Genomic DNA, 21,834 nt, shown 5'->3' with positions numbered 1-21,834 from the left:
TTAACAACAGGCCCAGCGGCCTATGCGGGCTGCGGGCTGCGTGCGGGCTGTGGGCTGTGGGCTGCGAGCTGTGGGCTGTGGGCTGCGGGCTGTGGGCTGCGGGCTGCGGGCTGCGGAACCTGAGATACAAGTGCGGCCAGGGAGCACTAATGGTCGGCCTTCCCCGCCACCAACAACCTGCGCAGGGCTCGGCTATCCTCTTTGCTCAGACTGTCCGGCCACAGCCAATATGACTCATCGGCCAGCGTAAGCCCTACCAAGCAGGGACCGAGATAACCACAGTCAACAGAGCAGCGTGTCCAACCAGCCTCATCGGCAAACCGCACTTGCCACTCTCCGCCACCTTTCCGCTCCACCCCTAAAGGTCTCTCTGCCCCCGTGGCGCCATGGTCCACGAAGCGAAGCTGCCAGCTTCCTTGGCGCCGGCGGACATAACCCCACAGCACCAGCGCCAACCATAACGCCGCCGCAGCGGAAAGCCACGGCGGCGCATAGACCATACTCGTCAGCAGGGCTACCAGGGCCATGCCCAGATGGAGCCCGACGGCCAGTCTAGAGGGTACGATACTGATCGTTACCGGTGCTTTCGGCATAGTCCACAATCATCTGCACCACGCGGCGACGCTGCGGATCCACGGGCCACTCGCGGCGCATCAGCCACACGAAAAGATCCTGGTCTTCCTCGGCGATCAAATCTCGATAGGTTTGCTTGTCGGCATCATCCAGGGCATCGAAGCGATGCTCAAGGAAGGGGATCAACAGCAGGTCAAGCTCCCACATGCCACGACGGGAATGCCAGTAGAGCCGCTTGCGATCAATCTCATCGACGGTTTGCTGTTCGTTCAAGGTCAGCCTCGAAACTCTTACGGAATGTGCACACAGTATACGCTTGGCGACGCCGGGCGCCATGGGTCTGGAACCGCATCCGGCCGTGCCAAGGAAGACTCTTGCTAGTTCGTTGTTTTATCTCGGTTTGCACAGTATGCTGAACCAAACAATAGCGCTGAGATGTTGCCAATCTGCTGGCACCACTGCACGGAGTAAGTCGATGACCAAATCCGAGTTGATCGAACAGATAGCCATGCGGCAGCCCGAGCTGTCAGTCAAGGATGTGGAAGCCGCTGTCCGCATCATTCTCGACGATGTAACCGATGCCCTGGCAGATGGGGGCCGTGTGGAGATTCGCGGCTTCGGCAGCTTCTCGTTGCACTATCGCGAACCTCGAACCGGACGCAACCCCAAGACCGGCGACCCGGTCGAACTCGAGGGAAAGTTCGTGCCTCACTTCAAGCCGGGCAAGGAACTTCGCGAACAGGTCAATGCCAGCAGAGCGCTGGGCTACTAGAATAGCGGCTTGCCCATCCGCCCCTTGTTGGCTTCACAAAGGACACTATCATGCGTTGGCTAAAAGGCGTTTTCCTGGGGATCATACTGCTACTGGTGTTGCTGGTCGGCATTTTGTTTGCCGTCAACAATCAACAGACCGTGCCTCTCAACCTGATCTGGACAGAGCTCCCACCCGCCTCTTTGTCTCTGTGGCTGCTGGGTTCACTGACCGCTGGCGTCCTTCTGGGGATGCTCGCCATGACCGGTGTCTACATGCGGCTTCGTGCCCTATTAACCCGGGCCCAACGACACAATCAGCAGCAGCGCAAGGAGCTCGACCGCCTGCGAATTCAGGAGCTCAAGGAAGTCGCCTAAATGCATGACCTCCTGCTGCTGGCCCTGTTGTTGGCAGCAGTCGCCATTGGCTGGTGGCTGGGCCGACGCGACCGTCAGGGCACTGCCGATCAACCGGGACAGCACACGCTGTCCCGGGATTATTTCGTAGGGCTAAATTATCTGCTCAACGAACAGCCCGACCGTGCCATTGAGACCTTCGTCGCCGCTCTCGAAGTCAATAGCGATACCATCGAGACCCACATTGCCCTCGGCAACCTCTTCCGGTCGCGTGGGGAGACGGATCGTGCGGTCAAGATTCACCAGAACCTGCTGGCTCGCCCCGCGCTCACACCCGCGCAAGGCAGCCTAGTGCAAATCGAGCTATCCCGCGACTTCCTCAACCTTGGCCTACTCGATCGCGCCGAGAAGCTGCTCGAAAACCTGATCCATGACAGCGGCGATGAAAGCCAGCGCCAGCAGGCCAAGCTGCTGCTGGTCGATCTGCTGGAGCGCGAGAAAGAGTGGCAGGCGGCCCTCGATGTCGCACAGCCTAGCCTTATTCGGCAGTATGACAATATACAGCGGGCCGCCGCTCACTGGCTCTGCGAGCTTGCCGAGCGCGACCTCGAGTCAGCCAGCCCATCGCTTGCCAGAAAGAAACTTCGTCAGGCACTCAATATCGACGGCCACTGCGTCAGGGCCACCCTGCTGCTGGCTCGCATGGAACATGATACCGGCCACTACAAGGCCGAACTCAAGTTGCTGAAGCGAATTCCCGACCAGGACGCCAACTCAGCCGCGCTGATTCTTGAGCCGCTGCGGGATGCGTATCGGCTGCTGAATGATGAAGAAGGCCTGGAGAAGGCACTTCAGAAGCTGAACGAAAAGGTGCCGATGACCTCTACCGTCATCATGCTCGCCGAATGCGTTCAACGTCGAGCCGGCCACCAAGAAGCCGCCGAGTTGATCCAGGCACAGATGGAGCGCGCACCCAGTCTGCGCGGGCTTGATTACCTGCTTCATCTCTATCAGCAGGATGCGACCGCCGAGGAACAACGCTTTCTCGCGCCCCTCAACCATCACTCCCGCGCCCTGCTCGACGCCCGCCCGCGCTTTCGCTGTGGTCAGTGCGGCTTTTCGGGAACCGAATTGCATTGGCAGTGCCCCAGTTGCCGACAGTGGGGCACTACACGGCCGATGACGGGCCGCAAGAGCGACTAGCCGCTTAGCCCACAAGCTCACTTTCGATGGCCGCCAGAGCCGCCATGGGGTCTACCGCCTGCGTCACTGGACGACCCACGACCAGATGGGTGCTGCCGGCCGCCATTGCAGCGCCGGGAGTCAGCACCCGGCGCTGATCATCGGCCGCAGCCGAGGCGGGACGGATACCCGGCGTGACCTTGAGAAAATCTTCTCCACACAGATCGCGCAGCGCCGTGGCCTCCTGGGCCGAGCATACCACCCCGTCCATGCCGCTTTGCTGGGCCAAGCCCGCCAGCCTGGCCACCTGCTCGGCCGGCGACAGCGTCACCCCCACTTCGGCCAGATCCCCCGCACTCATGCTGGTCAGCACGGTCACCGCGATCAGCTGTGTCGACAGCGCCTGGCGGTCCAGGCGCTCCCTCGCTGCCTCCATCATACGGCGCCCGCCGCTGGCATGAACATTGACCATCCACACGCCCTGCTCTGCGGCAGCCTGCACGGCACCGGCAACAGTATTGGGGATGTCATGGAATTTGAGATCGAGAAATACCTCGAAACCGCGGCCATGCAGAGCTTCGAGCACATCAGGCCCGCTGCGGGTGTAGAGTTCCTTGCCGACCTTGACCCGACAACGCGTCGGGTCGAGCTGGTCAGCCATACAAAGAGCAGCATCCAGGGAAGGGTAATCGAGGGCTATGATCAGCGGGGACGCAGATGACATCGGGCAACGCACTCTAGGCAAAGAATTCGCGCGCAGTATATCAGGCAGACACTGCCTTCAGGGCCCTTACCTCGAACGGCGCCGCTCACGACAGGTTTAAAAACTGCCAAGCCCCAGGTCATAGCGACTCCATGCACTGCAGTATCAGATTTTTCTGACTAAAAGAGTCGGCAATCTCTGACACACAGCGTGCAGGTTGGCGACTAGGCTGAATCAGGACACATGGAGTGTCGATCTTCACCGTTAGCGGAGAATTCGCCCATGCAACGTCTCAGCCAAAGTATCGCCTTGTCGTGTCTGCTCTTAGCCGCCATGCCGGCCCTTGCACAGGAAGCATCAAGCGCGGAACAGCCCGCGATCAACATCAATTCCGCCAGCGCCGAACAACTCGAGACCCTGCCGGGTATCGGCACCGCGCGAGCCGCCGACATCATCGCCGACCGGGAAGCACATGGTGACTACAGCAGTGCCGAAGATCTGATGCGCGTTAACGGCATCGGGGAAGCCACTGTAGACGGGATGCGCGATCGGCTAAGCTTCTAGGCCTTCAAAAGCCATGCCGTCGCATGCAGACTGCCGGGCAAGTGCCCGACAGTCTGCTCTGTTAGCGCGCGACAGACGCTAGACTCGCAGGCCGCCATCACACTCGATAACCCGCCCGCTGAAATAGTCGTTTGCAAAGATATAGGCCACGCTCTGGGCGATATCATCCGGCTGCCCCAGCTTCCCCAAGGGTATGCCCTTGGTGATCTTCTCCAGAACATCAGGACGGATCGATGCCGTCATCTCGGTCTCGATGAAGCCGGGCGCCACAGCCCCCACCCGAATGCCGCTGCGTGCCAGCTCCTTGGCCCAGGTCACGGTCAGTGCTGCGACACCCGCCTTGGCAGCAGAATAGTTACTCTGCCCCATATTACCGGCCCGCGAGATGCTGGATATATTGACGATCACCCCACCTTCGCCGGCCTCTACCATCCGGTAGGCCGCTTCCTGACCGCATAGGAAGACCCCGGTCAGATTGACGTCGATGACTTGTTGCCATTCCTTGAGGCTCAACCCCTTCTCGACCTTACCGTCCTTGACCTTGACCAGCAGCCCGTCCCGAGTGATGCCCGCATTGTTGACCAGGCCCTTGAGCGGCCCCATGTCGGCGACAATGGCCGAGAAGGCCTCACTGACCGAGGCCTGATCCGCGACGTCAAGTTCATAGGCCCGAGCCTCTATGCCTTGATCCAGAAGGGCATTCACGGCCTGGTCCAGGGTGTCGCGCTCCAGATCCAGAAGCGCCAGGCGAGCGCCCTGCTGGCCCAGATGCCGCGCCATGGCCAGTCCCAATCCACGCGCACCGCCGGTAATGGCAATTACCGCTCCTTTCATCTGCATGTCGACTCCCCTTCCTTAACCGAAGCTAGTTTTAATGAACCTGTACCTAATTGAACCCTGCTTGATTGCCTCTGCCTAGCTGAACCTTTGGTACGCTTTCCCTAAGTACTCCTGTGTTACGTAATCCAGGTTTTCGCGTGATTCAAGATACCCGCACCATTTGTGCGGTGCAGCATAAATAAATCTAGCATGTCTTGCCTCCATACGCTCAACTCAATAGCCGCACTCCACTCACTTGCCAAGCCCCTTCACAACAGCACAACACAGGCCGGATAGCCGAAGGTGCCTTGAAAAAGGCCATCCCGCCGCCATTATTCGTTTGTCACCGAATATGGAGTCATCATGCCCCTGCTCTTGTTTTTCAGTCTGTTTGCATTGCTCGATTTCGTCATCTTGTTCTCCATCGGCAGCGAAATCGGCCTGTTGACCACCCTGCTGCTGGTTCTGGCCACTGGCTTCATCGGCCTTCACCTGATCCGTCGTGAAGGTACAGCTACGTTGGCGAGAGCCCAGCAGCGCTTTGCTCAGGGCGAGATACCCTCGAGTGAGCTCATGACCGGCGCGGCCCTTATCTTCGGTGGCGCCCTTCTTATGGCACCGGGCTTCCTATCTGATGGCCTGGGCCTAATGTGCCTGATACCCGATGCGCGACGCCTGCTTGGCAAGCTGCTGACCCGTATCGGTTTCAAGGGTCAAATTCTGGGCGCGACCAGCGCAGGCTCGCGGGGCGTACCTCCCGACGGCTGGGAAGACGCCAGCGGCGTCAAGCGTGAAGGGCGCCAGGGTGATGGCGCTTCGTCTCACTCGAGTGAGCAAGCGCCCCTGGAAGGGGATTTCATCTCCCGAGATGAGCCACGTCGCTGAACATGAACCTAAAATTTTTGCCTGTGAGCCCTTGAAAGGCCTTCGCCAGCCCCCACTCATGGCGTAGTGCTGAAAAGAAAGCTCAGCACCCCGTTTCGGCGGCCGAGCCAAGGCCCGGCTGCCATCGACAAAGAAGGCGCGAGCCTTCGCTTCGAAACCTCGGTTTCGAGGGTGATATGGACCCGCCAGGGGCACCCCTGGCACCGCTAAACTTCAGGAGAACGTGAGCAATGAACATCCGTCCCTTGCACGATCGCGTCATCGTCCGTCGCGTGGAAGAAGAACAGAAAACTGCTGGCGGTATCGTGCTTCCGGGCAGCGCCCAGGAAAAGCCGACGCGTGGTGAAGTCCTCGCCGTCGGTAATGGCCGGATTCTCGACAGCGGCGAAGTCCGCCCGCTGGACGTCAAGGTCGGCAATACCGTCATCTTCAAGGACGGCTTCGGCGTCGAGAAAGAGAAGATCGACGGTGAAGAAGTCCTGATCATGAGCGAGAGCGACATCCTCGCCGTGGTCGAAGGCTGATTTCAGCTCACAGACACTTGCTCGTACATACTTGCTCAAGTTTCACGAACATCAAGTAGGAAGATCCAACAATGGCAGCGAAACAGGTTAAGTTCTCCGACGACGCCCGCAAAAAAATGTCTCGTGGCGTTGATATTCTCGCCAACGCCGTCAAGGCGACGCTGGGCCCGAAAGGCCGTAATGTCGTGCTCGAAAAGTCTTTCGGCGCGCCGACCGTCACCAAGGACGGCGTTTCCGTCGCCAAGGAAATCGAGCTGAAGGACAAGTTCGAGAACATGGGCGCACAGATGGTCAAGGAAGTCGCTTCCAAGACCTCTGACGTCGCCGGTGACGGCACGACCACCGCTACCGTGCTGGCTCAGGCCATCGTCACCGAGGGCATGAAGGGCGTGACCGCCGGCATGAACCCGATGGACCTGAAGCGCGGCATCGACAAGGCCGTGGCGGAAGCCGTCAAGCAGGTGCGTGAACTGTCCGTGCCCTGCACCGAGCCGAAGTCCATCGCCCAGGTCGGCACCATCTCCGCCAACGGCGACGCCAACATCGGTGAGATCATCGCTGATGCCATGCAGAAAGTCGGCAAGGAAGGCGTCATCACCGTCGATGAAGGTCGCGGCCTGGAAGACGAGCTGGAAGTGGTCGAAGGCATGCAGTTCGACCGCGGCTACCTCTCGCCGTACTTCGTGACCAATCAGGACACCATGGCGGTAGAGCTTGAAGACCCGTACCTGCTGCTGGTCGACAAGAAGATCTCCAACATCCGCGAGCTGCTGCCGGTGCTGGAAGCCGTCGCCAAGGCAGGCAAGCCGCTGGCCATCATCGCCGAAGACATCGAAGGCGAAGCCCTGGCGACCCTGGTGGTCAACACCATGCGCGGTATCGTCAAGGTCGCAGCCGCCAAGGCGCCTGGCTTCGGCGACCGTCGCAAGGCCATGCTGCAGGATATCGCTATCCTGACCAATGGCACCGTGATCTCCGAGGAAGTCGGTCTGACCCTCGAGCAGGCCAACCTGGATCATCTGGGCAGCGCCAAGCGCATTACCATGTCCAAGGAAAACACCACCATCATCGATGGTTCTGGTGAAGAGGCCGACATCGAAGCGCGCGTCAGCCAGATCCGCGCCCAGATCGAAGACACCTCCTCCGACTACGATCGCGAGAAGCTCCAGGAGCGCGTTGCCAAGCTGGCCGGCGGTGTCGCCGTGATCCGCGTCGGTGCTGCTACCGAAGTGGAGATGAAGGAGAAGAAGGCGCGCGTCGAAGACGCCCTGCACTCCACTCGCGCCGCCGTCGAGGAAGGCGTGGTACCGGGTGGCGGTACCGCCCTGGTTCGCGTGCTGACCATGATGCAGGAACTCCAGGGCGACAACGAAGACCAGACCCACGGCATCAAGCTGGCTCTGCGTGCCATGGAAGCCCCGCTGCGTCAGATCGTCACCAATGCTGGCCAGGAAGCGTCCGTGATCCTGAACCGCGTCAAGGAAGGTGAAGGCAACTTCGGCTACAACGCCCAGACCGGCGAGTTCGGCGACCTGTTCGAAATGGGTGTGCTGGACCCGGCCAAGGTCACGCGTAGCGCCCTGCAGTCTGCCGGTTCCATCGCTGGCCTCATGATCACCACCGAGTGCATGATCGCCGACGACCCGGAAGAGAAAGAAGCCGGTGCTCCCGACATGGGTGGCATGGGCGGAATGGGTGGCATGGGCGGCATGATGTAAGCCAGCCCAGTTTCCTCGGGTCCTCGTCAGGCCTTGCTGCACTATAAGGCCTGACGGCAAAGACCTGAAAAGCTCTGATTAAAAAACCCACCGGCCAACGCCGGTGGGTTTTTTTATGTCGTCCTGCCAGCCATCTAGCTGCCCCTTCCCCAACACCCCGCGATCATCTTTCAGGGCAGGCATCCGCGCAGCGGCTCGCGTAAACTAGGCGCCCCACTTTCCCAACGCCAGAACCGTAATGCTTTCCAACGTCCGAATCGTCCTCGTCCAGACTTTCCATCCCGGCAATATCGGCCAGGCCGCCCGCGCCATGAAAACCATGGGGCTCGATGACCTGGTACTGGTCAACCCACGCAGCTTTCCCGACCCGGAAGCCACTCGATTAGCCGCCGGAGCCGAGGATTTGGTCGAGTCGGCTCGCGTGGTGGGAAGCCTCAAGGAAGCCGTCGGCGACTGCGTGCAGGTAGTCGGCGCCAGCGCCCGGCTGCGCAGCCTACCGCTGCCGCATTTCGATGAGCCCGACGAGATGGCCAAGGAGCTCACCGAACATGCCATGGGCGCACCGGTGGCGCTGGTCTTCGGCCGCGAGCGCTCGGGGCTGACCAACGACGAGATCGGCCACTGCACCCACCAGGTCAGCATTCCGGCCAACCCGGACTACGGCATTCTCAATCTCGCCCAGGCCGTGCAAGTACTGGCCTATGAGGTCAATCGCGCCTGGCGGCGCCGGCCGGACAGCGGCTATCACCCAACCCGGCCGACTGGCGAAAAGCTGCCCAGCCGCGAGCAGCTCGACCACTTCCACGCGCACCTAGGTCGCGTCATGCAGGCCAGCGGCTTCCTGACCCAACCCCATGCCCGTACCGAGGCACAGCTTCAGGCCTTATTCGCCCGGGCCCAGCCGACCCGACGCGAACTGTCACTGCTGCGCGGATTGCTCAGCGCCCTCGAGCCAAAGGATCATACGCCCAGCAACGATCAAGCTTGATTGCCCCTCCCGTGCGCAAGCAGCTTCCACGCGCTGGTTCTAGCCATGACGCTCCCATCAAGCGCCTTTCCGATTAAGCGACTTTCCGATTAAGCGACTTTCCTGACACAAAGACGGCGCCCCGCCGAGGGGCGCCGTCTTTGTGATCGCAATATGACGGTGGACCGGCTCTGTCTGCCTAGAACGTCATGGCTGCCAACCAGCCAAAGGCAATCAACGGAATATTGTAGTGCAGGAAGGTCGGCACCACGCTGTCCCAGATATGATCGTGCTGACGGTCGACGTTGAGCCCCGAGGTCGGCCCGAGGGTCGAATCGGACGCCGGCGAACCGGCATCCCCCAGCGCCGCCGCAGTACCCACCAGCGCCACGGTCGCCAGGTCGGAGAAGCCGAACTGCACAGACAACGGCACGAAAATGGTGGCGATGATCGGGATGGTCGAGAACGATGAGCCGATTCCCAGGGTGATAAAGAGCCCCACCACCAGCATCAGCAACGCCGCCAGGCCCTGATTGTCACCGATCATGTCGAAGGAGCTCTGTACCAGAGTGTCGACCTCACCGGTCGCTTCCATCACCGCAGCGAAGCCCGAAGCAGATATCATGATAAAGCCGATAAGCGCCATCATGCGCATGCCGCTGGTGAATAGATCATCCGCCTCGCGCCATTTGAAGATGCCGCCCACCGAGAGCAAGGCGAAACCGACCAGGCCCCCCAGCACCATCGAACCGCTATAGAGCTGAATGCCAAGAGCGGCCAGGATCGCCACGCCCGACATCACCAGTCCCGACGTGCTGACCGCCGGCGCATGATCATTATCATGGGCCGGGTAATGCGGCTGGTTGCTGGTGACCAGCTCGCTGTCGGCGTAGTTGCGCGGTTTACGGTAACTGAAAGCGATAGCGACCACCAAGCCAAGTGCCATGCCAGCCACCGGCACACCCATGGCCAACGGCACCATCCCGCGGGAGACCTCGAGGCCCAGCGCCTCGCCAGCGCTATTGATATTGGCGAGCAGGATGTCGTTGAGAAAAATGGCACCAAACCCTACTGGCAACAGCATGTAGGGCGCCGTGAGACCAAAGGTCAGCGCACAGGCCACGGCGCGACGGTCCAGACGCAGCTGGTTCATGACCTTGAGCAGCGGCGGAATCAGAATCGGAATGAAGGCGATATGGACCGGAATCAGGTTCTGGGAAGAGATCGCCACTAGCAGCACCGAGCCCAACAACAGATACTTTACTGCTCGCTGGCGACGGTGGGTCGCATCCTGGCCTAGCAACCGAATCAGCTTCTGGGCCAGCAAATCAGGCAGTCCAGACCGTGAGATGGCCACAGCAAATGCGCCCAGGGTGGCATAGGCCAAGGCCACCTTGGCGCCACCTCCTACCCCATCGTTGAAGGCGGCAAGCGTGCTTTCAAGAGATAGCCCGCCGACCAGCCCGCCGACCAAAGCGCCGACCACCAGCGCGAAGACCACCGACACACGGGCCAGCGACAGACCCACCATGACTAATACCGCCAGAATTACCGCATTCATGCCTTTTTTCCACCGAAAGATATGTATCAGGACGCGAAAGGCGGCGATTCTAGCAGAAAAGATCGAGTTGCGGGGCGGTTCATGAGCATGATGACCTGCGTGACCGACACCCAAATGTCACTTTTATGTTATCTTAATGTCACAAAATGTCTCTATATACTAACCTGAGGTGAGCAGGGAGTTGAGGGCAAGCAACACCCTGCCGCATAAAGGCAAGGGACACTGTCGATTAAGCGCCACGGATGCGACAGCACAGGGAGTGCTTAAGGAAAAGGCTGGACGCCTAGACACCCGGAGCGGTGTTCAGGGAGGTCAGCATGCCGCCATGGAGCCAATTCGCTCCATGGCGTTTTTGTATGCATCGAAGGTGTAGTAAATATGTGCTGAACAGGCCCGTAGGAGAGCCCGGTCATGGCGGAAGAGCAACCACGCAAGCTGCTGCACAATGAACTGCCGGAGGAGCACAGCGACCCGCTGATCCAGTCCCTGCACAGGATCATCCGCGTGGCCGTGCGGGTATTGGCAGTGCTGATGGTGTTCGTGATCATCTGGGGCATCGGCGATGTACTTTATGTGCTCTATCAGCGCCTGATGGCGCCCCCCTTCCTACTGCTTGATATCAACGATATCTTCCAGACCTTCGGCGCCTTCATGGCGGTGCTGATCGCCATCGAAATATTCATCAATATCCGACTGTACCTCGGCACCAACATCATCCCGATTCAACTGGTCATCGCCACTGCCCTGATGGCCATCGCGCGAAAGGTCATCGTCCTCGACCTGGACCAGGTCACGGCCATGGAAATTCTGGGCATCGCCGCCGTGGTCATCGCCCTTGGCATTACCCATTGGCTGGTCAGCCTTCGCTGCTGAAAACACCGCCCTTGCTCAACCGCCGGTCTTACAGCCCTTTGCCAAGGGCTGTTCTTCAAAGCGCTGGCCACGGCAAGGTCGCAACAGCACGGTCGCCATAGCACCTTCGAAAGAGCGCTCAGGCAGGCGTCAGCCATTTCTGATAGGCCACCAGGTCATCACCCAAATCACCTCGAGTGACGCGACGATAGAGCCCCTGAAGCCGAGCGGTCACAGAGTCCGGGGCGATCTCTGGCCCACTCGCCCCGATGCGGCGGCCATCGAGCTCACGCAGTGGCAGCAGCTCGGCAGCGGTGCCGCTCAAAAAGGCCTCGTCGGCCGTATAGAGTTCATCGCGAGTGATACGCCGTTCCTGGACTTCGAGTCCGAGCACTTCACGGGCCAGGTGGATCACGCTGTCACGCGTGATGCCTTGCAGACAGGACGTCACCTCTGGAGTGTGCAGCACGCCATCGCGCAGCAGGAAGACGTTAGCCGCCGAGGCCTCGGCCACATAGCCTTCCGGGTCAAGCATCAGGGTCTCGTCGAAGCCTGCCTTCACCGCGGTGTTCAGGGCCAGGATCGAATTGACGTAATGGCCGTTGGTCTTGGCCCGGCACAGGCTGATGTTGACGTGGTGACGCGCCCAGGAGGATGTCAGGGCCCGCAGTCCTTCACGAGACGCCGTCGCCGAGACGTAGTCTCCCAGATCCCAGGCGGCCACCATCACATTGGTCGTCAGCCCTTTGGCGCGCAGCCCCAGACCTTCGGCGCCGAAATAGACGGTGGGCTTCAGATAAGCGTTGACCAGGCCGTTGCGGCCCAAGCACTCCCGCTGTACCTCGATCAACTGGGCGGCAGAAAAAGATAACGGTATATCCAGAGAATGGGCGCTGTCGCAAAGCCGTCGGGTATGTTCGGCAACCCGAAAAAGGTGCGTGCCGTTGGGACCGTCGTAGGCACGCACGCCCTCGAAGCAGCCCATTCCATAGTGCAGGGTATGAGTCAGCAGGTGGGTGGTGGCCTCGCGCCAAGGCAACCATTCACCGTTATGCCAGATGAAACCGTCGCGATCATATAGGGGTGTCATCGCCGCCCTCTCAAGGTCAGATAGCGGAACAGGCGTTCAGGGCCGTGGAGCCGCTATCGAAAATATCGTTGTTTGATCAGCCATCTCGCCAATCGCGGGTCCAGCCATCGATCAGTTGTCCCTGGTGCGGCTGCAGATCCTGGTACGCCCAGGCGGCGATCTCGTCATCCTGGGGGTCGTGCACATGAATCTCGCTGCCGGAAAGGGCCGCAATCACCGCATGACCGCAGAGCGGCACGTAACCTTCGCTGTAGCCGCCTTCGTGAATCATCACCAAACGCCCTTCACAGACACGCCCTGCCAACGCCTTGATGCGCGATGTCATCTCGGCAAAGGCGCTGCTGTTGAGCAGCATCTTGCCCAGCGGATCCTTGGCGCAGGCGTCATAGCCGCAGGCGATCACGATCATCTCGGGCGCAAAGGCTTCCAGGGCCGGCAGTATCAATTGCTCGAATGCATAGCGATAAGCGCCGATTCCGGCCCCCGGCGGCATCGGCAGATTGAGGTTGGCCCCCTTACCGGCCCCGCGCCCGCGCTCTTCAACGAAGCCGCTATCCAGCGGAAAATTGCCGGCCTGATGGATCGAGACCGTGAACACCTCAGCATCCTCATAGAAGGCATCCTGCTGGCCGTTACCGTGATGCACGTCCCAATCGAGGATGGCCACCCGCCCGACATGGCCCAAGGCGCGAGCGCGCTTCACTGCCACGGGAATATTGCCCAGCAGGCAGAAGCCACGCCCGCGATCCGCCTCGGCGTGATGTCCCGGCGGCCGGCACAGCGCATAGGCATTGTTCAATCGCCCGCTGGCAACCGCCTCGACAGCGGCTATGGCGAGCCCCGCGGACTGGTAGGCGGCTGCCACGCTACCTGGGCGAAAGGGAGCACAATCACCGGCATCGCCCCCGCCGGCCTTTTCTGCCGCGGTGAGGGCATCAAGGTAGGCCGGGGTATGGAAATACTCGAGATCCTCGCGACGGGCAGGTGCAGGCTTTTCCACCTGAAGCTCGTCGATCAGCCCCGAGACCTCGAGCAGATTCTTGAGTCGCCGTTTGCTCTCCGGGCTTTCCGAGGCCGGCTGCGGCTGCAGGTACTCGCCGGGCGAAGAGAAAACGCCTATCGCCCCCGGGTCATGCCAGAAGCAGCGCTCATGCCAGAAGAAGCCGGTCCGGCCCTGAGACCGGTCCGGTTTGGCGAGGCTCATGCCGCCCCCTCGAGCTGTTCCCAGACCTCAATGGCGGCGGCCAGGTCCTCGAGCGAGGCGCCCACCGACTTGAAGACGGTGATGGCCTCGTCGCTGGAGCGCCCGCTGCGCTCGCCGCGCAACAGCTCGGCCAGATCGGCACGAATCTCATCGAAGGCAAAGGCACCCTCCTCGATCGCCTGATGCACATCACCGGCCTCGCCCTGGGCGCCGGCATAGGTATCCACGAACACCTCGCCGCGCCTGAAGCAATCGCCGTCGCTTTCGCGCATGCTGTGACGAAAGGCGCCGACCAGGTCCAGATGGACACCGGGCTTGAGCCAGGCACCCTTGACCAGCGCCTGAGTCGATAGGGTCGCGCAGCTGACGATATCGGCCTCGCCGACCGCCGCCTCCAGATCCGAGACGGCCTCGGTCGTGAAGCGATCCGCATAATCATTGGCCAGTTGCTCGGCCTTGGCATACTTGCGCCCCCAGATCTTGACCCTTTTGATCGGGCGGACCGCCGCATGGGCTTCGATCAGCATCGGCGCCAGCTTGCCGGTGCCCACGATCACCAGGGTTTCGGCGTCTTCACGGGCCAGCTGCCCGGCCGCTAACGCCGAGGAAGCAGCGGTGCGCCGGCGCGTCAGTTCGCTGCCTTCCAGGCAGGCCAGCGGCTGCCCGTGGCGACCCTCGCTGAGAAAGTAGACGCCGGCAATCGCCGGCAGCCCCTGGTCGGCATTCTGCGGAAAGACATTGACCATCTTCACGCCGATATACCCGGCAGGCTCCCAGGCCGGCATCAGCAGCATGGTGGCCTCGCCGTCCGGGCGATGCATGGCGTGATGGTGACGCGGCGGCGCCTCGACGCCCTCACGAAAGACCTTGCCCAGTCGCTGAATAAGCGCGGTCCAGGGCAGGCCCTGGGCCACCTCATCGCCGTTGATCATGCGCATATCAGGCTCCCGGCAGCGCCGCCACGACCATGATCTCGACCTTCCACTCGGGCTTGGCCAGCTTGGCCTCTACCGCCGCCCGCACCGGCGGGCGACCCGGCACGACCCAGGCGTCCCAGGCTTCGTTCATCGCCGCGAACTCGTCCATGCTGGTCACCCAGATCTGCGCCGAGATCAGGTGCTCCTTGGAGGTGCCGGCCTGCTCGAGCAGGCTCTCGACGCGCGCCAGCACCTGCTCGGTCTGGCCCTTCATGTCGGCGCTTGCATCCTGGGGAACCTGGCCTGCCAGGTAGACGGTTTGGTTATGCACGGCGATCTGGCTCATACGAGCATTGCTGTCTTGATAGGTAACGGTCATGAGATTTTCCTTTGGTGAATGGACGGCCTATGGCAGCCGTCGAAAATCAATAAGCCTACGCAGCCTGTCATCAGCCACCGCGAAGCCATTGAGAAAGCCTTTGAAACAGTCCTTAAGAAAGGACTTGAGACCTTAAAAAAGAACTTGAGAAAGCTCTTCATCTAGCGCTTGAGAAAACCTTCGAGAAAGGCGGACAGGTTGGCGCCCAGAGCCTCGGTCGGGTAGCCGCCTTCCTGAATCAGCACCATCGGCACAGAAAGCTGACTCAGGCGAGCGCCGATCCTGCGAAAATCCTCGGTCTCGAGCGACAGCCCGGCCAGCGGATCATCCTTGTGGGCGTCGAGCCCCAGCGCGACCACCACGGCCTCTGGGGCGAAGTCGTCAAGGCGCGACAGCAGCGTTTCCACGGCGTCGAGAAATACCTGGCCATCGCTGCCCAGCGGTAGCGGCAGATTGACGTTGGCCCCCTGCCCTTCGCCGCTGCCGGTCTCGTCGGCACCGCCCCAGAAGAAGGGATAGAACGCATCGGTATCGGCATGCACCGACCCGGTCCAGACATCGCCCCGGGCATAGAAGATGTCCTGGGTGCCGTTACCGTGGTGCAGGTCGACATCGACGATAGCCACCCGACCATAACGCTCGCGCAGCACGCTGGCCGCCAGCGCCGAATTGTTCAGAAAGCAGAAGCCACCGGCTCGCTCCGGCCCGGCATGATGACCCGGCGGCCGGCACAGGGCATAGGCGCTGGCCTCCCCCTCGCACACGCTCATCGCCGCGGCTTCGGCACTGGCCGCGCTGGCCAGTATGCCGGCGAAACTGTCGGCACCGATCGGACAGGCCATGTCATGCAGGTGCCAGCCAGCCTGGCCCACCGGGTGGCTAGGGTATTGATAGCCACCACCACAGGGGTGCACGTTGGGCGCGACCAGCGCCGACGCGCCCGGCATCGCCTGCCAACGGGCATGGATGGTCTCCAGAAAAGTCACATAGCGCGGGGTATGAATGCGCAATAGGCGCTCCCGCAGGCGCGGCGAATCCACCTCGGCGGGAGCGTCTAAGGTCAGCCCAAGCTCACCGATGGCGTCAGCGAGGCGCACGGCCCGTTCGGGGCGCTCCGGCGACGGGGCCGGTTGGCCCCGGAGCAGAAACGTCTCGGGCGCATGGCTATCCTGGGTGGCGGAGTAGAAGAGTTTCATCAGGCTCGGTCCAAAAGGCTTAATCAAGAAGGCTTAATCAAGAAGGCTGGGAATCCAGGTCGACAGCGCAGGGAAAGCGGCTAACAGCACGATGACGGCCAGGAAGGAAAAATAGAACGGCAGTGAGGCGATGATGGCCCGCTCGTAGGGCACCTCGGCGATGCGTGCCGCCGTCATCAACGTCATCCCTACCGGTGGCGTCACGTTGGAGATATTCAGCACCACGATCATCAGGATCGCGAAGTGCAGCGGATCAAAGCCAAGCTGCATCATCGCCGGCACGATCACCGGCGCCACCACCACCAGTGCCGGCAGCACATCCATCACCGTACCGATGATGATCAGCAGCAGACAGACCATCATTAGCTGCACGAAGGCGACATCACTGAACGTCGTGATGATCGAGGCGGCGTCCCGCGCAATCCCCGAGCGCGTCACGAACCAGCCAAGCACCGCCGAAGTCGCCAGCAAGAAGAAAACCACCCCTGAAAAACGCACCGTGACTACCAGCGCGTGCCAGATCTTGGCCAACGTCAGGCTGCGATAGACCAGTACTCCGATCAGGATGGCGTAGACCGCCGCGAACCCCGATGCCTCAGTGATGGTAGTCAACCCCGAGAGGATGCCGCCAAGAATGATCAGCGGGACCACCAATGCCGGTAACGCGGCCAGGAAGGAAAAGATCGCCATCTTGAAGGGTGTCGGCGCCTGCTTCGGGTAACCGCGTTTCCAGGCGAGAATCATGCTGGTCACCAGCAAGGCGGCGGCCAGCAGAATGCCCGGAATGATACCGCCGGCGAACAGGTCAATGACCGAGATATCACGCAGCAGGGTGGCGTACACCACCATCACCACGCTTGGCGGGATGATCGGGCCGATGATCGACGAACAGGCGGTAATTGCCGCGGCATATTCGGCGTCATAGCCCTGCGCCTTCATCTCCGGGATCATGATCTTGCCGATCGCCACGGTGTCGGTGATGGCGGCCCCGGTGAGGCCCGCAAAGAACACCGAGACCGTGACGTTGACATGCGATAACGCCCCACGAACGCGACCAAAGAGCGCATTATTGAAAGCGATCAGCTTATGGGTCAGGCCGCCCTGATTCATCAGCTCCGCCGTAAAGATAAAGTACGGCACGGCAATCAGCAGAAAGCCGGAAACGCCTGAAAACATCCGGTCGGCGATGATGCCCAGCATGCGCTCGCCACCGAGGGCGAAGCCACCGGCGAGGCCCGACATGGCCATCACCACTGCGACTGGGGCGCCGATCAGCAACAGCACCACGAACATCAGAATGGCAGGGGTCATGAGGGAGTCTCCGCATCACGATGGTGGCTAGACGAATCGCTATCAGTGGTCTCAATCAGTTCATCTATGAACGACTGGTCGTCGATGAAGTGCTCAAGCAGATCGAAGCCGTGCACCAGGTGCAGCAGGATGATCAGCCCCGAGAGCGGCACCACGATCGCCGTGAAGCGGTTGGAGATCTGGATATTGTCCGAGACCATGTACATCTGGGTGGCATTGAGGAAGAAGTCCCAGCCGTACCAGACCAGCATCAGCGCAAATATCGCGATGACAGCAAGGCAGGCCACGGCGGCCGCTTTCAGCAACACCCTTGGCAGGCTCCTGACCAGCAGCGTCATCGCCACATGCTCGCCGTAGCGCAGTGAAATGGTCATCGACAGAAAGCCGATCCAGGGCAGAAAGAGGCGCGCCAGGGAGTAGGTCCAGCTCAGGGTCGACCCGGTCGCCAGCTTGTAGACAAACGCCGTGAAAGAGATACCCAGCATCAACAGGATACAGGCCACGCAAACGGCGATGGCCACCCGATTGACGGCTTCACTGACACGGCGCAGGGGCTCGAGAATCGCCATCACAATAGCTTCCGCATAGGATTGCAGCGACAGGCAAACAGGCAGTCAGGGGACTGCCTGTTTGCAACGGTTGGAGAGCGTTACTGGCCGTAGCGGGCAATATCCTGCTCGGCGGTCTCGTCACCTACCCGAGCCACCTCGGTGAGCATGTCGTCGACCAGCGACTCGTCCATGCCGTAGTCGTTGACGATCCAGTCCTGCCAGGCCGGCCGAGCGATCTCAGCCATCCGCTCCCGCTCGGCGGTGGGCATGATGTAGCACTCCTCGAAGCGCTCGCAGGACTCCTGCCAGCTGGCCGTGGCCAGCGCCCCGGACATGCCGTGGCTCATGGTGATGGCCTCGCGAGCGGAGGTCACGACCGCATCCTGATAGTCCTCCGGCAGCTCCTGGAACCAGCTCTCGCTGACCACCCAGGGGGCACTGTTGTACACATGCCCGGTCAAGGTGGTGTAGTCGGTGACGGCATCGAAGTTGAAGGTGGTATTGAGGACCGGGGCGTTGAACTGGCCATCGGCGAGACCGGTTTCCAGCGCCGTGATCAGCTCGCCCCAGGGCAGCGGCGTCGCCGATGCGCCCAGCGACTGCATGATCGCCACATGCGCCGGGTTTTCCTCGGTGCGAATGTTCATGCCGTCCAGATCTTCCACGGTCTTGATCAAATGCTTGTTGTTGGTGAAGGCCACGAAGCCGCCGCCGTCATCGAAGGTGCCGAGATAGCGCATGTCGGACGCCTCGACGGTGCCTTTCATGAAGTCGGCGAACCAGGGGCCATCGAAGAAGGCCCAGGCCTGACGCCAGTTGGAAAACAGAAAAGGCGCGGTGACCAGCTGATAATCACCGTAGAAGGAAGACATGGCGCCCGACGACATGATGGTCGACTGCAGGGTGCGACCGCCGGCCTGTACCTCGGAGCCGTTCTCGACCTCAGAGCCCAACTGGCCACCGCCGAAGATCGATACGGTCAAGTCGCCGTCGGTGCGGGTCTCGACAAGATCCTTGAAGTGCACCAGCGCCGGGTAGATGGCGTTATTGCTCATGTTCTCGGGGATCTGAGTGGCAATAACCATCTCAAAGGATTGGGCCTGGGCCTGAGCAGCGGCCATTGCCAGTGGTAGCGCGGCCAGGGCCAGGGTCTTTGGCAAGCGTAGGGTAGGCATAAGTCGTCTCTTTCCATGTGTTGTGGTTGTTGGGGAAAGGGAACCGCACGGCTTGGGGTGAAACGGCCAGGCCCCAAGGGGCTTTGTGCGATTTCTGACTTCAGCCTATGTCGAAGAGGCGCATCGCGCTTGCCCGATCATCGGAAAGATTTGCCCGACACTCAGATATTGCCAAGGCGCAGGCTGAAAACGGCAATAAGACGCCAGTCTCAAGGGAAGGAGAAAAGGACGAATCAGCGCGCGAGGCGCCGGTACTCGCTGGGCGTATGCTGGAAGGTGCGACGATAGGCGCGGGAAAAGCTGCCCTGATCGCAAAAGCCGATGCGCTCGGCGATCTGGCCCAGGGTGAAGTCGCTTTCCTGAAGAAGGGTCTGTGCCAGCGCGAGGCGGCGGCGCTGCACGAAGTGAAGCGGGGTCTCACCGGTCGCCTCGCGGAAGCAGGCATGGAAATGGCCGGGGCTCAGGGCACAGAGGCCGGCCAGATCATCGACATGGATGGCCTCGGACAAGTGGCGATCAATGTAGGCTTCGACGCGCGCCAGGTCGAGCCGCTCGCGATGTAACGATCGCTCGGCCGATGTCTGGGTTTCCGGGAGTACTCGCCCATGGAGGCTAAGATAGATGGCACGCAGGATGAGGGTGGCGATCTCACTCTGAAGGGTCGGCGAGGCTTCGACCTCGCCCATCAGGGTCTGGGCCAGGGTCTGTAACCGCGGAGTCACGGAGAAAAAGCGTGGCGACTCGAAGAGCCGTTTCACCTCATCGCCGCAGCTTAATCTTGGCAAGTGCGCCAGGGGCACATCGAGCACCAGGGTCCGGTTGCGTCCGTCGCCCAGATACTCGTGGTGATAGGTGGAAGGAATCAGGCAGCCGCGCTCTCGGGTGATGCGCTCGCCACGTCCTTCGATACTCAGCTCGGTCACGCCCGACGTCGCCAGAATCAGCTGATGAAAGCCGTGCTCATGGGCGACCGGTTGCTCAATCAGCGTACAGGTTTTCAAGCTGAAGAAAGACATGGCGCAGGCAAGGGTCCGGTATCAACGAATCTTTGTAAGCCTACGCCAGGCTGCCCGTAACACCAAGTCGGGTCTTGAGCTCAGGGCTTAGCAGCGCCCCTTCTTGGCCTGACCCGGCGGGCAGAAGTCACCGCCGCCGTGGTGACGATCATGATGGCCACCATCGCCGATCTCGATGATCGGCTCTGGATCGATACGGGCAGGCTGATAGCTGCAGCCGGCCAAGGTCAGAGCGGCAGCAACGACCGTCAGGGCGAGGATGGTCAATTTCATTTAAGGCTCCTTCCCGATAGATCAGGAAATTAAGCTAAAAGGATCACTGACGTTGAGTTTATAAGCCCTGGCTCAAGGCCCCAAGTGTCGCCTAAGCGAGACATCCAACCATTCTCGCCCCTTGTTCCTGCTAAACAGTTCTTGCTAAACAGTTCTTGCTAAACAGTTCTTGCTAAACAGTTCTTGCTAAACAGCTCTTGCTGGAGAGGCCTTGCTGGACAGGCCTTGGCTTATAAAGGTAAACCTTGCGGTGCTCGATCTTCTTGATCCATTCATCGCCCATCCATTCATTGAGGACTCAGCATGCGATTTGCCATCTATGGAAGCGGCGGCGTGGGCGGCTATTTTGGCGCCCGTCTCGCCGATGCCGGTGAAGACGTCACCTTCATCGCCCGTGGCGACCACCTGGCAGCGATCCAGCGCGACGGCCTGACCGTCAAAAGCATCAACGGCGATCTTCATCTCGACAAGGCACAGGCCAGCGACGACCCGGCGACCATCGGCGTGGTGGATGTAGTGATCGTGGCGGTGAAGGCCTGGCAGGTCGAAGAGATCGCCAAGACGATGGCCCCCTTGATCGGCCCCGACACCCTGGTGCTGCCGCTGGAGAACGGCGTAGAGGCCACCGACGTGCTCGGCGACGCCGTGGGGCATGACAAAGTACTGCGTGGGCTTTGCGGCATCCTCGCCTACCGCGAAGCGCCGGGAGTGATTCGCCATGCAGGCGTCGAGCCGTTCGTGCGTTTCGGTGAGGCCGACAATCGCCAGAGCGAGCGCACGCAGCGCGTGAAGGCCGCCTTCGACAAGGCCACTGGCGTCACCGCCGAAATACCCGACGACATTCAGGTCGCGGTGTGGAGCAAGTTCCTGTTCATCTGCGCCATGAGCGGTGTCGGCGCCGTGACGCGCGCGCCGATGGGCGTTAGCCGCCAGCTAGCGGAGAGTCGCCGTTTGCTGGAAGAGGTCATGGAAGAGATCACGGCGGTCGGCCGCGCCCGCGGCGTGGCGCTGCCCGATGATGCGGTGGCCAAGGCGCTCAAGTTCATCGACACCCTCCCCGAGAACAGTACCGCCTCGATGCAGCGCGACATCATGGACGGCCTACCTTCCGAGCTCGAGTCGCAAAATGGCGCCGTGGTGCGCCTGGGCAAGGCCGCCGGCGTCGCGACGCCGATCAATGCCGCTATCTACGCCGCCCTGCTTCCTCAGGAGGCGAGAGCTCGCGGGCAGATCGTATTCGACGACCGCTGAGCCAGCCACCGCCGGC

The 21,834-nt window shown here is 61.2% G+C and carries 24 protein-coding genes; 10 read left to right on the top strand and 14 right to left on the bottom strand.

Annotated features, from left to right (window positions below):
• Nucleotides 1-552 precede the first annotated feature (552 nt).
• Nucleotides 553-846, bottom strand: coding sequence for a succinate dehydrogenase assembly factor 2 (locus tag HUS66_RS17820; protein WP_282848605.1), 294 nt, complete (start codon nucleotides 844-846; stop codon nucleotides 553-555).
• Nucleotides 847-1,048: 202 nt separating this feature from the next.
• Between HUS66_RS17820 and HUS66_RS09900 the strand changes: the two genes are divergently transcribed.
• Genes HUS66_RS09900 through lapB form a run of 3 tightly spaced genes read left to right on the top strand, consistent with a single transcriptional unit; the run spans nucleotide 1,049 to nucleotide 2,883 of the window.
• The gene (locus HUS66_RS09900) at nucleotides 1,049-1,345 is read left to right on the top strand and encodes an integration host factor subunit beta (RefSeq protein ID WP_112054876.1); all 297 of its coding nucleotides are present in this window, start codon (nucleotides 1,049-1,051) and stop codon (nucleotides 1,343-1,345) included.
• A gap of 50 nt (nucleotides 1,346-1,395) precedes the next feature.
• Nucleotides 1,396-1,701, top strand: a complete 306-nt coding sequence (locus tag HUS66_RS09895; RefSeq protein ID WP_112054877.1) for a lipopolysaccharide assembly protein LapA domain-containing protein — start codon at nucleotides 1,396-1,398, stop codon at nucleotides 1,699-1,701.
• Nucleotides 1,702-2,883: a lipopolysaccharide assembly protein LapB gene (gene lapB, locus HUS66_RS09890; protein WP_175070753.1), complete on the top strand. Its 1,182-nt coding sequence runs from the start codon at nucleotides 1,702-1,704 to the stop codon at nucleotides 2,881-2,883.
• Nucleotides 2,884-2,887: 4 nt separating this feature from the next.
• On the opposite strand, the gene pyrF is transcribed toward lapB, so the two are convergent.
• Nucleotides 2,888-3,586, bottom strand: a complete 699-nt coding sequence (gene pyrF / locus HUS66_RS09885; RefSeq protein WP_175070752.1) for an orotidine-5'-phosphate decarboxylase — start codon at nucleotides 3,584-3,586, stop codon at nucleotides 2,888-2,890.
• Between the two features lie 261 nt (nucleotides 3,587-3,847).
• On the opposite strand from pyrF, the gene HUS66_RS09880 reads away from it, so the two are divergent.
• Entirely contained in the window at nucleotides 3,848-4,129 is a 282-nt protein-coding gene (locus HUS66_RS09880; protein ID WP_175070751.1) for a ComEA family DNA-binding protein, read from the top strand.
• A gap of 78 nt (nucleotides 4,130-4,207) precedes the next feature.
• Here HUS66_RS09880 and HUS66_RS09875 read toward each other — a convergent pair whose 3' ends face one another.
• Complete coding sequence (locus HUS66_RS09875) at nucleotides 4,208-4,969, bottom strand: SDR family oxidoreductase (RefSeq protein WP_175070750.1); 762 nt, start codon at nucleotides 4,967-4,969, stop codon at nucleotides 4,208-4,210.
• A 342-nt stretch (nucleotides 4,970-5,311) separates the two neighbouring features.
• On the opposite strand from HUS66_RS09875, the gene HUS66_RS09870 reads away from it, so the two are divergent.
• From HUS66_RS09870 to HUS66_RS09855, 4 genes are all read left to right on the top strand, one after another.
• Complete coding sequence (locus tag HUS66_RS09870; RefSeq protein ID WP_175070749.1) at nucleotides 5,312-5,833, top strand: FxsA family protein; 522 nt, start codon at nucleotides 5,312-5,314, stop codon at nucleotides 5,831-5,833.
• A gap of 230 nt (nucleotides 5,834-6,063) precedes the next feature.
• On the top strand, nucleotides 6,064-6,357 hold the full coding sequence (locus HUS66_RS09865) for a co-chaperone GroES (RefSeq protein ID WP_092524417.1): 294 nt from the start codon (nucleotides 6,064-6,066) through the stop codon (nucleotides 6,355-6,357).
• A gap of 71 nt (nucleotides 6,358-6,428) precedes the next feature.
• Nucleotides 6,429-8,075 carry a chaperonin GroEL gene (gene groL / locus HUS66_RS09860; protein WP_175070748.1) on the top strand — a complete coding sequence of 549 codons (1,647 nt, stop codon included), beginning with the start codon at nucleotides 6,429-6,431 and terminating at the stop codon, nucleotides 8,073-8,075.
• 238 nt (nucleotides 8,076-8,313) lie between these two features.
• Entirely contained in the window at nucleotides 8,314-9,063 is a 750-nt protein-coding gene (locus tag HUS66_RS09855) for an RNA methyltransferase (RefSeq protein ID WP_175070747.1), read from the top strand.
• A gap of 178 nt (nucleotides 9,064-9,241) precedes the next feature.
• On the opposite strand, the gene HUS66_RS09850 is transcribed toward HUS66_RS09855, so the two are convergent.
• Complete coding sequence (locus tag HUS66_RS09850) at nucleotides 9,242-10,603, bottom strand: Na+/H+ antiporter family protein (protein ID WP_175070746.1); 1,362 nt, start codon at nucleotides 10,601-10,603, stop codon at nucleotides 9,242-9,244.
• A gap of 411 nt (nucleotides 10,604-11,014) precedes the next feature.
• On the opposite strand from HUS66_RS09850, the gene HUS66_RS09845 reads away from it, so the two are divergent.
• Entirely contained in the window at nucleotides 11,015-11,476 is a 462-nt protein-coding gene (locus HUS66_RS09845) for a phosphate-starvation-inducible PsiE family protein (RefSeq protein WP_175070745.1), read from the top strand.
• 118 nt (nucleotides 11,477-11,594) lie between these two features.
• On the opposite strand, the gene HUS66_RS09840 is transcribed toward HUS66_RS09845, so the two are convergent.
• The 10 genes from HUS66_RS09840 to HUS66_RS09795 all read right to left on the bottom strand — a co-directional run bounded on the left by HUS66_RS09840 (nucleotide 11,595) and on the right by HUS66_RS09795 (nucleotide 20,567).
• Entirely contained in the window at nucleotides 11,595-12,545 is a 951-nt protein-coding gene (locus tag HUS66_RS09840) for a branched-chain amino acid transaminase (RefSeq protein ID WP_175070744.1), read from the bottom strand.
• A gap of 76 nt (nucleotides 12,546-12,621) precedes the next feature.
• Entirely contained in the window at nucleotides 12,622-13,749 is a 1,128-nt protein-coding gene (locus HUS66_RS09835; RefSeq protein WP_175070743.1) for a class II histone deacetylase, read from the bottom strand.
• Nucleotides 13,746-14,687: an ornithine cyclodeaminase family protein gene (locus HUS66_RS09830; RefSeq protein ID WP_175070742.1), complete on the bottom strand. Its 942-nt coding sequence runs from the start codon at nucleotides 14,685-14,687 to the stop codon at nucleotides 13,746-13,748. The genes HUS66_RS09835 and HUS66_RS09830 overlap by 4 nt, the downstream gene beginning before the upstream one ends.
• A gap of 1 nt (nucleotide 14,688) precedes the next feature.
• Nucleotides 14,689-15,045, bottom strand: a complete 357-nt coding sequence (locus tag HUS66_RS09825; protein WP_175070741.1) for a RidA family protein — start codon at nucleotides 15,043-15,045, stop codon at nucleotides 14,689-14,691.
• A 161-nt stretch (nucleotides 15,046-15,206) separates the two neighbouring features.
• The gene (locus HUS66_RS09820) at nucleotides 15,207-16,241 is read right to left on the bottom strand and encodes a histone deacetylase family protein (RefSeq protein WP_175070740.1); all 1,035 of its coding nucleotides are present in this window, start codon (nucleotides 16,239-16,241) and stop codon (nucleotides 15,207-15,209) included.
• A 33-nt stretch (nucleotides 16,242-16,274) separates the two neighbouring features.
• Complete coding sequence (locus tag HUS66_RS09815; protein WP_175070739.1) at nucleotides 16,275-17,552, bottom strand: TRAP transporter large permease; 1,278 nt, start codon at nucleotides 17,550-17,552, stop codon at nucleotides 16,275-16,277.
• The gene (locus HUS66_RS09810; RefSeq protein WP_175070738.1) at nucleotides 17,549-18,121 is read right to left on the bottom strand and encodes a TRAP transporter small permease; all 573 of its coding nucleotides are present in this window, start codon (nucleotides 18,119-18,121) and stop codon (nucleotides 17,549-17,551) included. Before HUS66_RS09810 ends, HUS66_RS09815 begins: the two co-directional genes overlap by 4 nt.
• Nucleotides 18,122-18,201: 80 nt before the next feature.
• Nucleotides 18,202-19,278 (bottom strand): TRAP transporter substrate-binding protein DctP, encoded by a 1,077-nt coding sequence (dctP, locus tag HUS66_RS09805; RefSeq protein ID WP_175070737.1) that lies wholly within the window; start codon nucleotides 19,276-19,278, stop codon nucleotides 18,202-18,204.
• 233 nt (nucleotides 19,279-19,511) lie between these two features.
• On the bottom strand, nucleotides 19,512-20,294 hold the full coding sequence (locus tag HUS66_RS09800) for an AraC family transcriptional regulator (protein WP_175070736.1): 783 nt from the start codon (nucleotides 20,292-20,294) through the stop codon (nucleotides 19,512-19,514).
• An 87-nt stretch (nucleotides 20,295-20,381) separates the two neighbouring features.
• Nucleotides 20,382-20,567, bottom strand: a complete 186-nt coding sequence (locus tag HUS66_RS09795; RefSeq protein WP_175070735.1) for a hypothetical protein — start codon at nucleotides 20,565-20,567, stop codon at nucleotides 20,382-20,384.
• A 303-nt stretch (nucleotides 20,568-20,870) separates the two neighbouring features.
• Here HUS66_RS09795 and HUS66_RS09790 point away from each other — a divergent pair, with 303 nt between their 5' ends.
• Nucleotides 20,871-21,818, top strand: coding sequence for a 2-dehydropantoate 2-reductase (locus HUS66_RS09790; protein ID WP_175070734.1), 948 nt, complete (start codon nucleotides 20,871-20,873; stop codon nucleotides 21,816-21,818).
• Nucleotides 21,819-21,834: the final 16 nt, after the last annotated feature.

Source organism: Onishia taeanensis (assembly GCF_013349955.1).
In the GTDB taxonomy this organism is placed as follows: Bacteria; Pseudomonadota; Gammaproteobacteria; order Pseudomonadales; family Halomonadaceae; genus Onishia; species Onishia taeanensis_B.
This window is presented reverse-complemented; position numbering and strand designations above follow the sequence as displayed.

Coding starts and splice junctions, on each gene's coding strand:
- HUS66_RS09800 (WP_175070736.1), bottom strand. CDS start 20,294: ATGTCTTTCTTCAGCTTGAAAACCTGTACGCTGATTGAGCAACCGGTC.
- HUS66_RS09830 (WP_175070742.1), bottom strand. CDS start 14,687: ATGCGCATGATCAACGGCGATGAGGTGGCCCAGGGCCTGCCCTGGACC.
- HUS66_RS09835 (WP_175070743.1), bottom strand. CDS start 13,749: ATGAGCCTCGCCAAACCGGACCGGTCTCAGGGCCGGACCGGCTTCTTC.
- HUS66_RS09845 (WP_175070745.1), top strand. CDS start 11,015: ATGGCGGAAGAGCAACCACGCAAGCTGCTGCACAATGAACTGCCGGAG.
- HUS66_RS09880 (WP_175070751.1), top strand. CDS start 3,848: ATGCAACGTCTCAGCCAAAGTATCGCCTTGTCGTGTCTGCTCTTAGCC.
- HUS66_RS09840 (WP_175070744.1), bottom strand. CDS start 12,545: ATGACACCCCTATATGATCGCGACGGTTTCATCTGGCATAACGGTGAA.
- HUS66_RS09850 (WP_175070746.1), bottom strand. CDS start 10,603: ATGAATGCGGTAATTCTGGCGGTATTAGTCATGGTGGGTCTGTCGCTG.
- HUS66_RS09825 (WP_175070741.1), bottom strand. CDS start 15,045: ATGACCGTTACCTATCAAGACAGCAATGCTCGTATGAGCCAGATCGCC.
- HUS66_RS09865 (WP_092524417.1), top strand. CDS start 6,064: ATGAACATCCGTCCCTTGCACGATCGCGTCATCGTCCGTCGCGTGGAA.
- HUS66_RS09875 (WP_175070750.1), bottom strand. CDS start 4,969: ATGCAGATGAAAGGAGCGGTAATTGCCATTACCGGCGGTGCGCGTGGA.
- HUS66_RS09855 (WP_175070747.1), top strand. CDS start 8,314: ATGCTTTCCAACGTCCGAATCGTCCTCGTCCAGACTTTCCATCCCGGC.
- HUS66_RS09815 (WP_175070739.1), bottom strand. CDS start 17,552: ATGACCCCTGCCATTCTGATGTTCGTGGTGCTGTTGCTGATCGGCGCC.
- HUS66_RS09810 (WP_175070738.1), bottom strand. CDS start 18,121: ATGGCGATTCTCGAGCCCCTGCGCCGTGTCAGTGAAGCCGTCAATCGG.
- lapB (WP_175070753.1), top strand. CDS start 1,702: ATGCATGACCTCCTGCTGCTGGCCCTGTTGTTGGCAGCAGTCGCCATT.
- pyrF (WP_175070752.1), bottom strand. CDS start 3,586: ATGTCATCTGCGTCCCCGCTGATCATAGCCCTCGATTACCCTTCCCTG.
- HUS66_RS09790 (WP_175070734.1), top strand. CDS start 20,871: ATGCGATTTGCCATCTATGGAAGCGGCGGCGTGGGCGGCTATTTTGGC.
- groL (WP_175070748.1), top strand. CDS start 6,429: ATGGCAGCGAAACAGGTTAAGTTCTCCGACGACGCCCGCAAAAAAATG.
- HUS66_RS09795 (WP_175070735.1), bottom strand. CDS start 20,567: ATGAAATTGACCATCCTCGCCCTGACGGTCGTTGCTGCCGCTCTGACC.
- HUS66_RS09895 (WP_112054877.1), top strand. CDS start 1,396: ATGCGTTGGCTAAAAGGCGTTTTCCTGGGGATCATACTGCTACTGGTG.
- HUS66_RS09900 (WP_112054876.1), top strand. CDS start 1,049: ATGACCAAATCCGAGTTGATCGAACAGATAGCCATGCGGCAGCCCGAG.
- HUS66_RS09870 (WP_175070749.1), top strand. CDS start 5,312: ATGCCCCTGCTCTTGTTTTTCAGTCTGTTTGCATTGCTCGATTTCGTC.
- HUS66_RS09820 (WP_175070740.1), bottom strand. CDS start 16,241: ATGAAACTCTTCTACTCCGCCACCCAGGATAGCCATGCGCCCGAGACG.
- dctP (WP_175070737.1), bottom strand. CDS start 19,278: ATGCCTACCCTACGCTTGCCAAAGACCCTGGCCCTGGCCGCGCTACCA.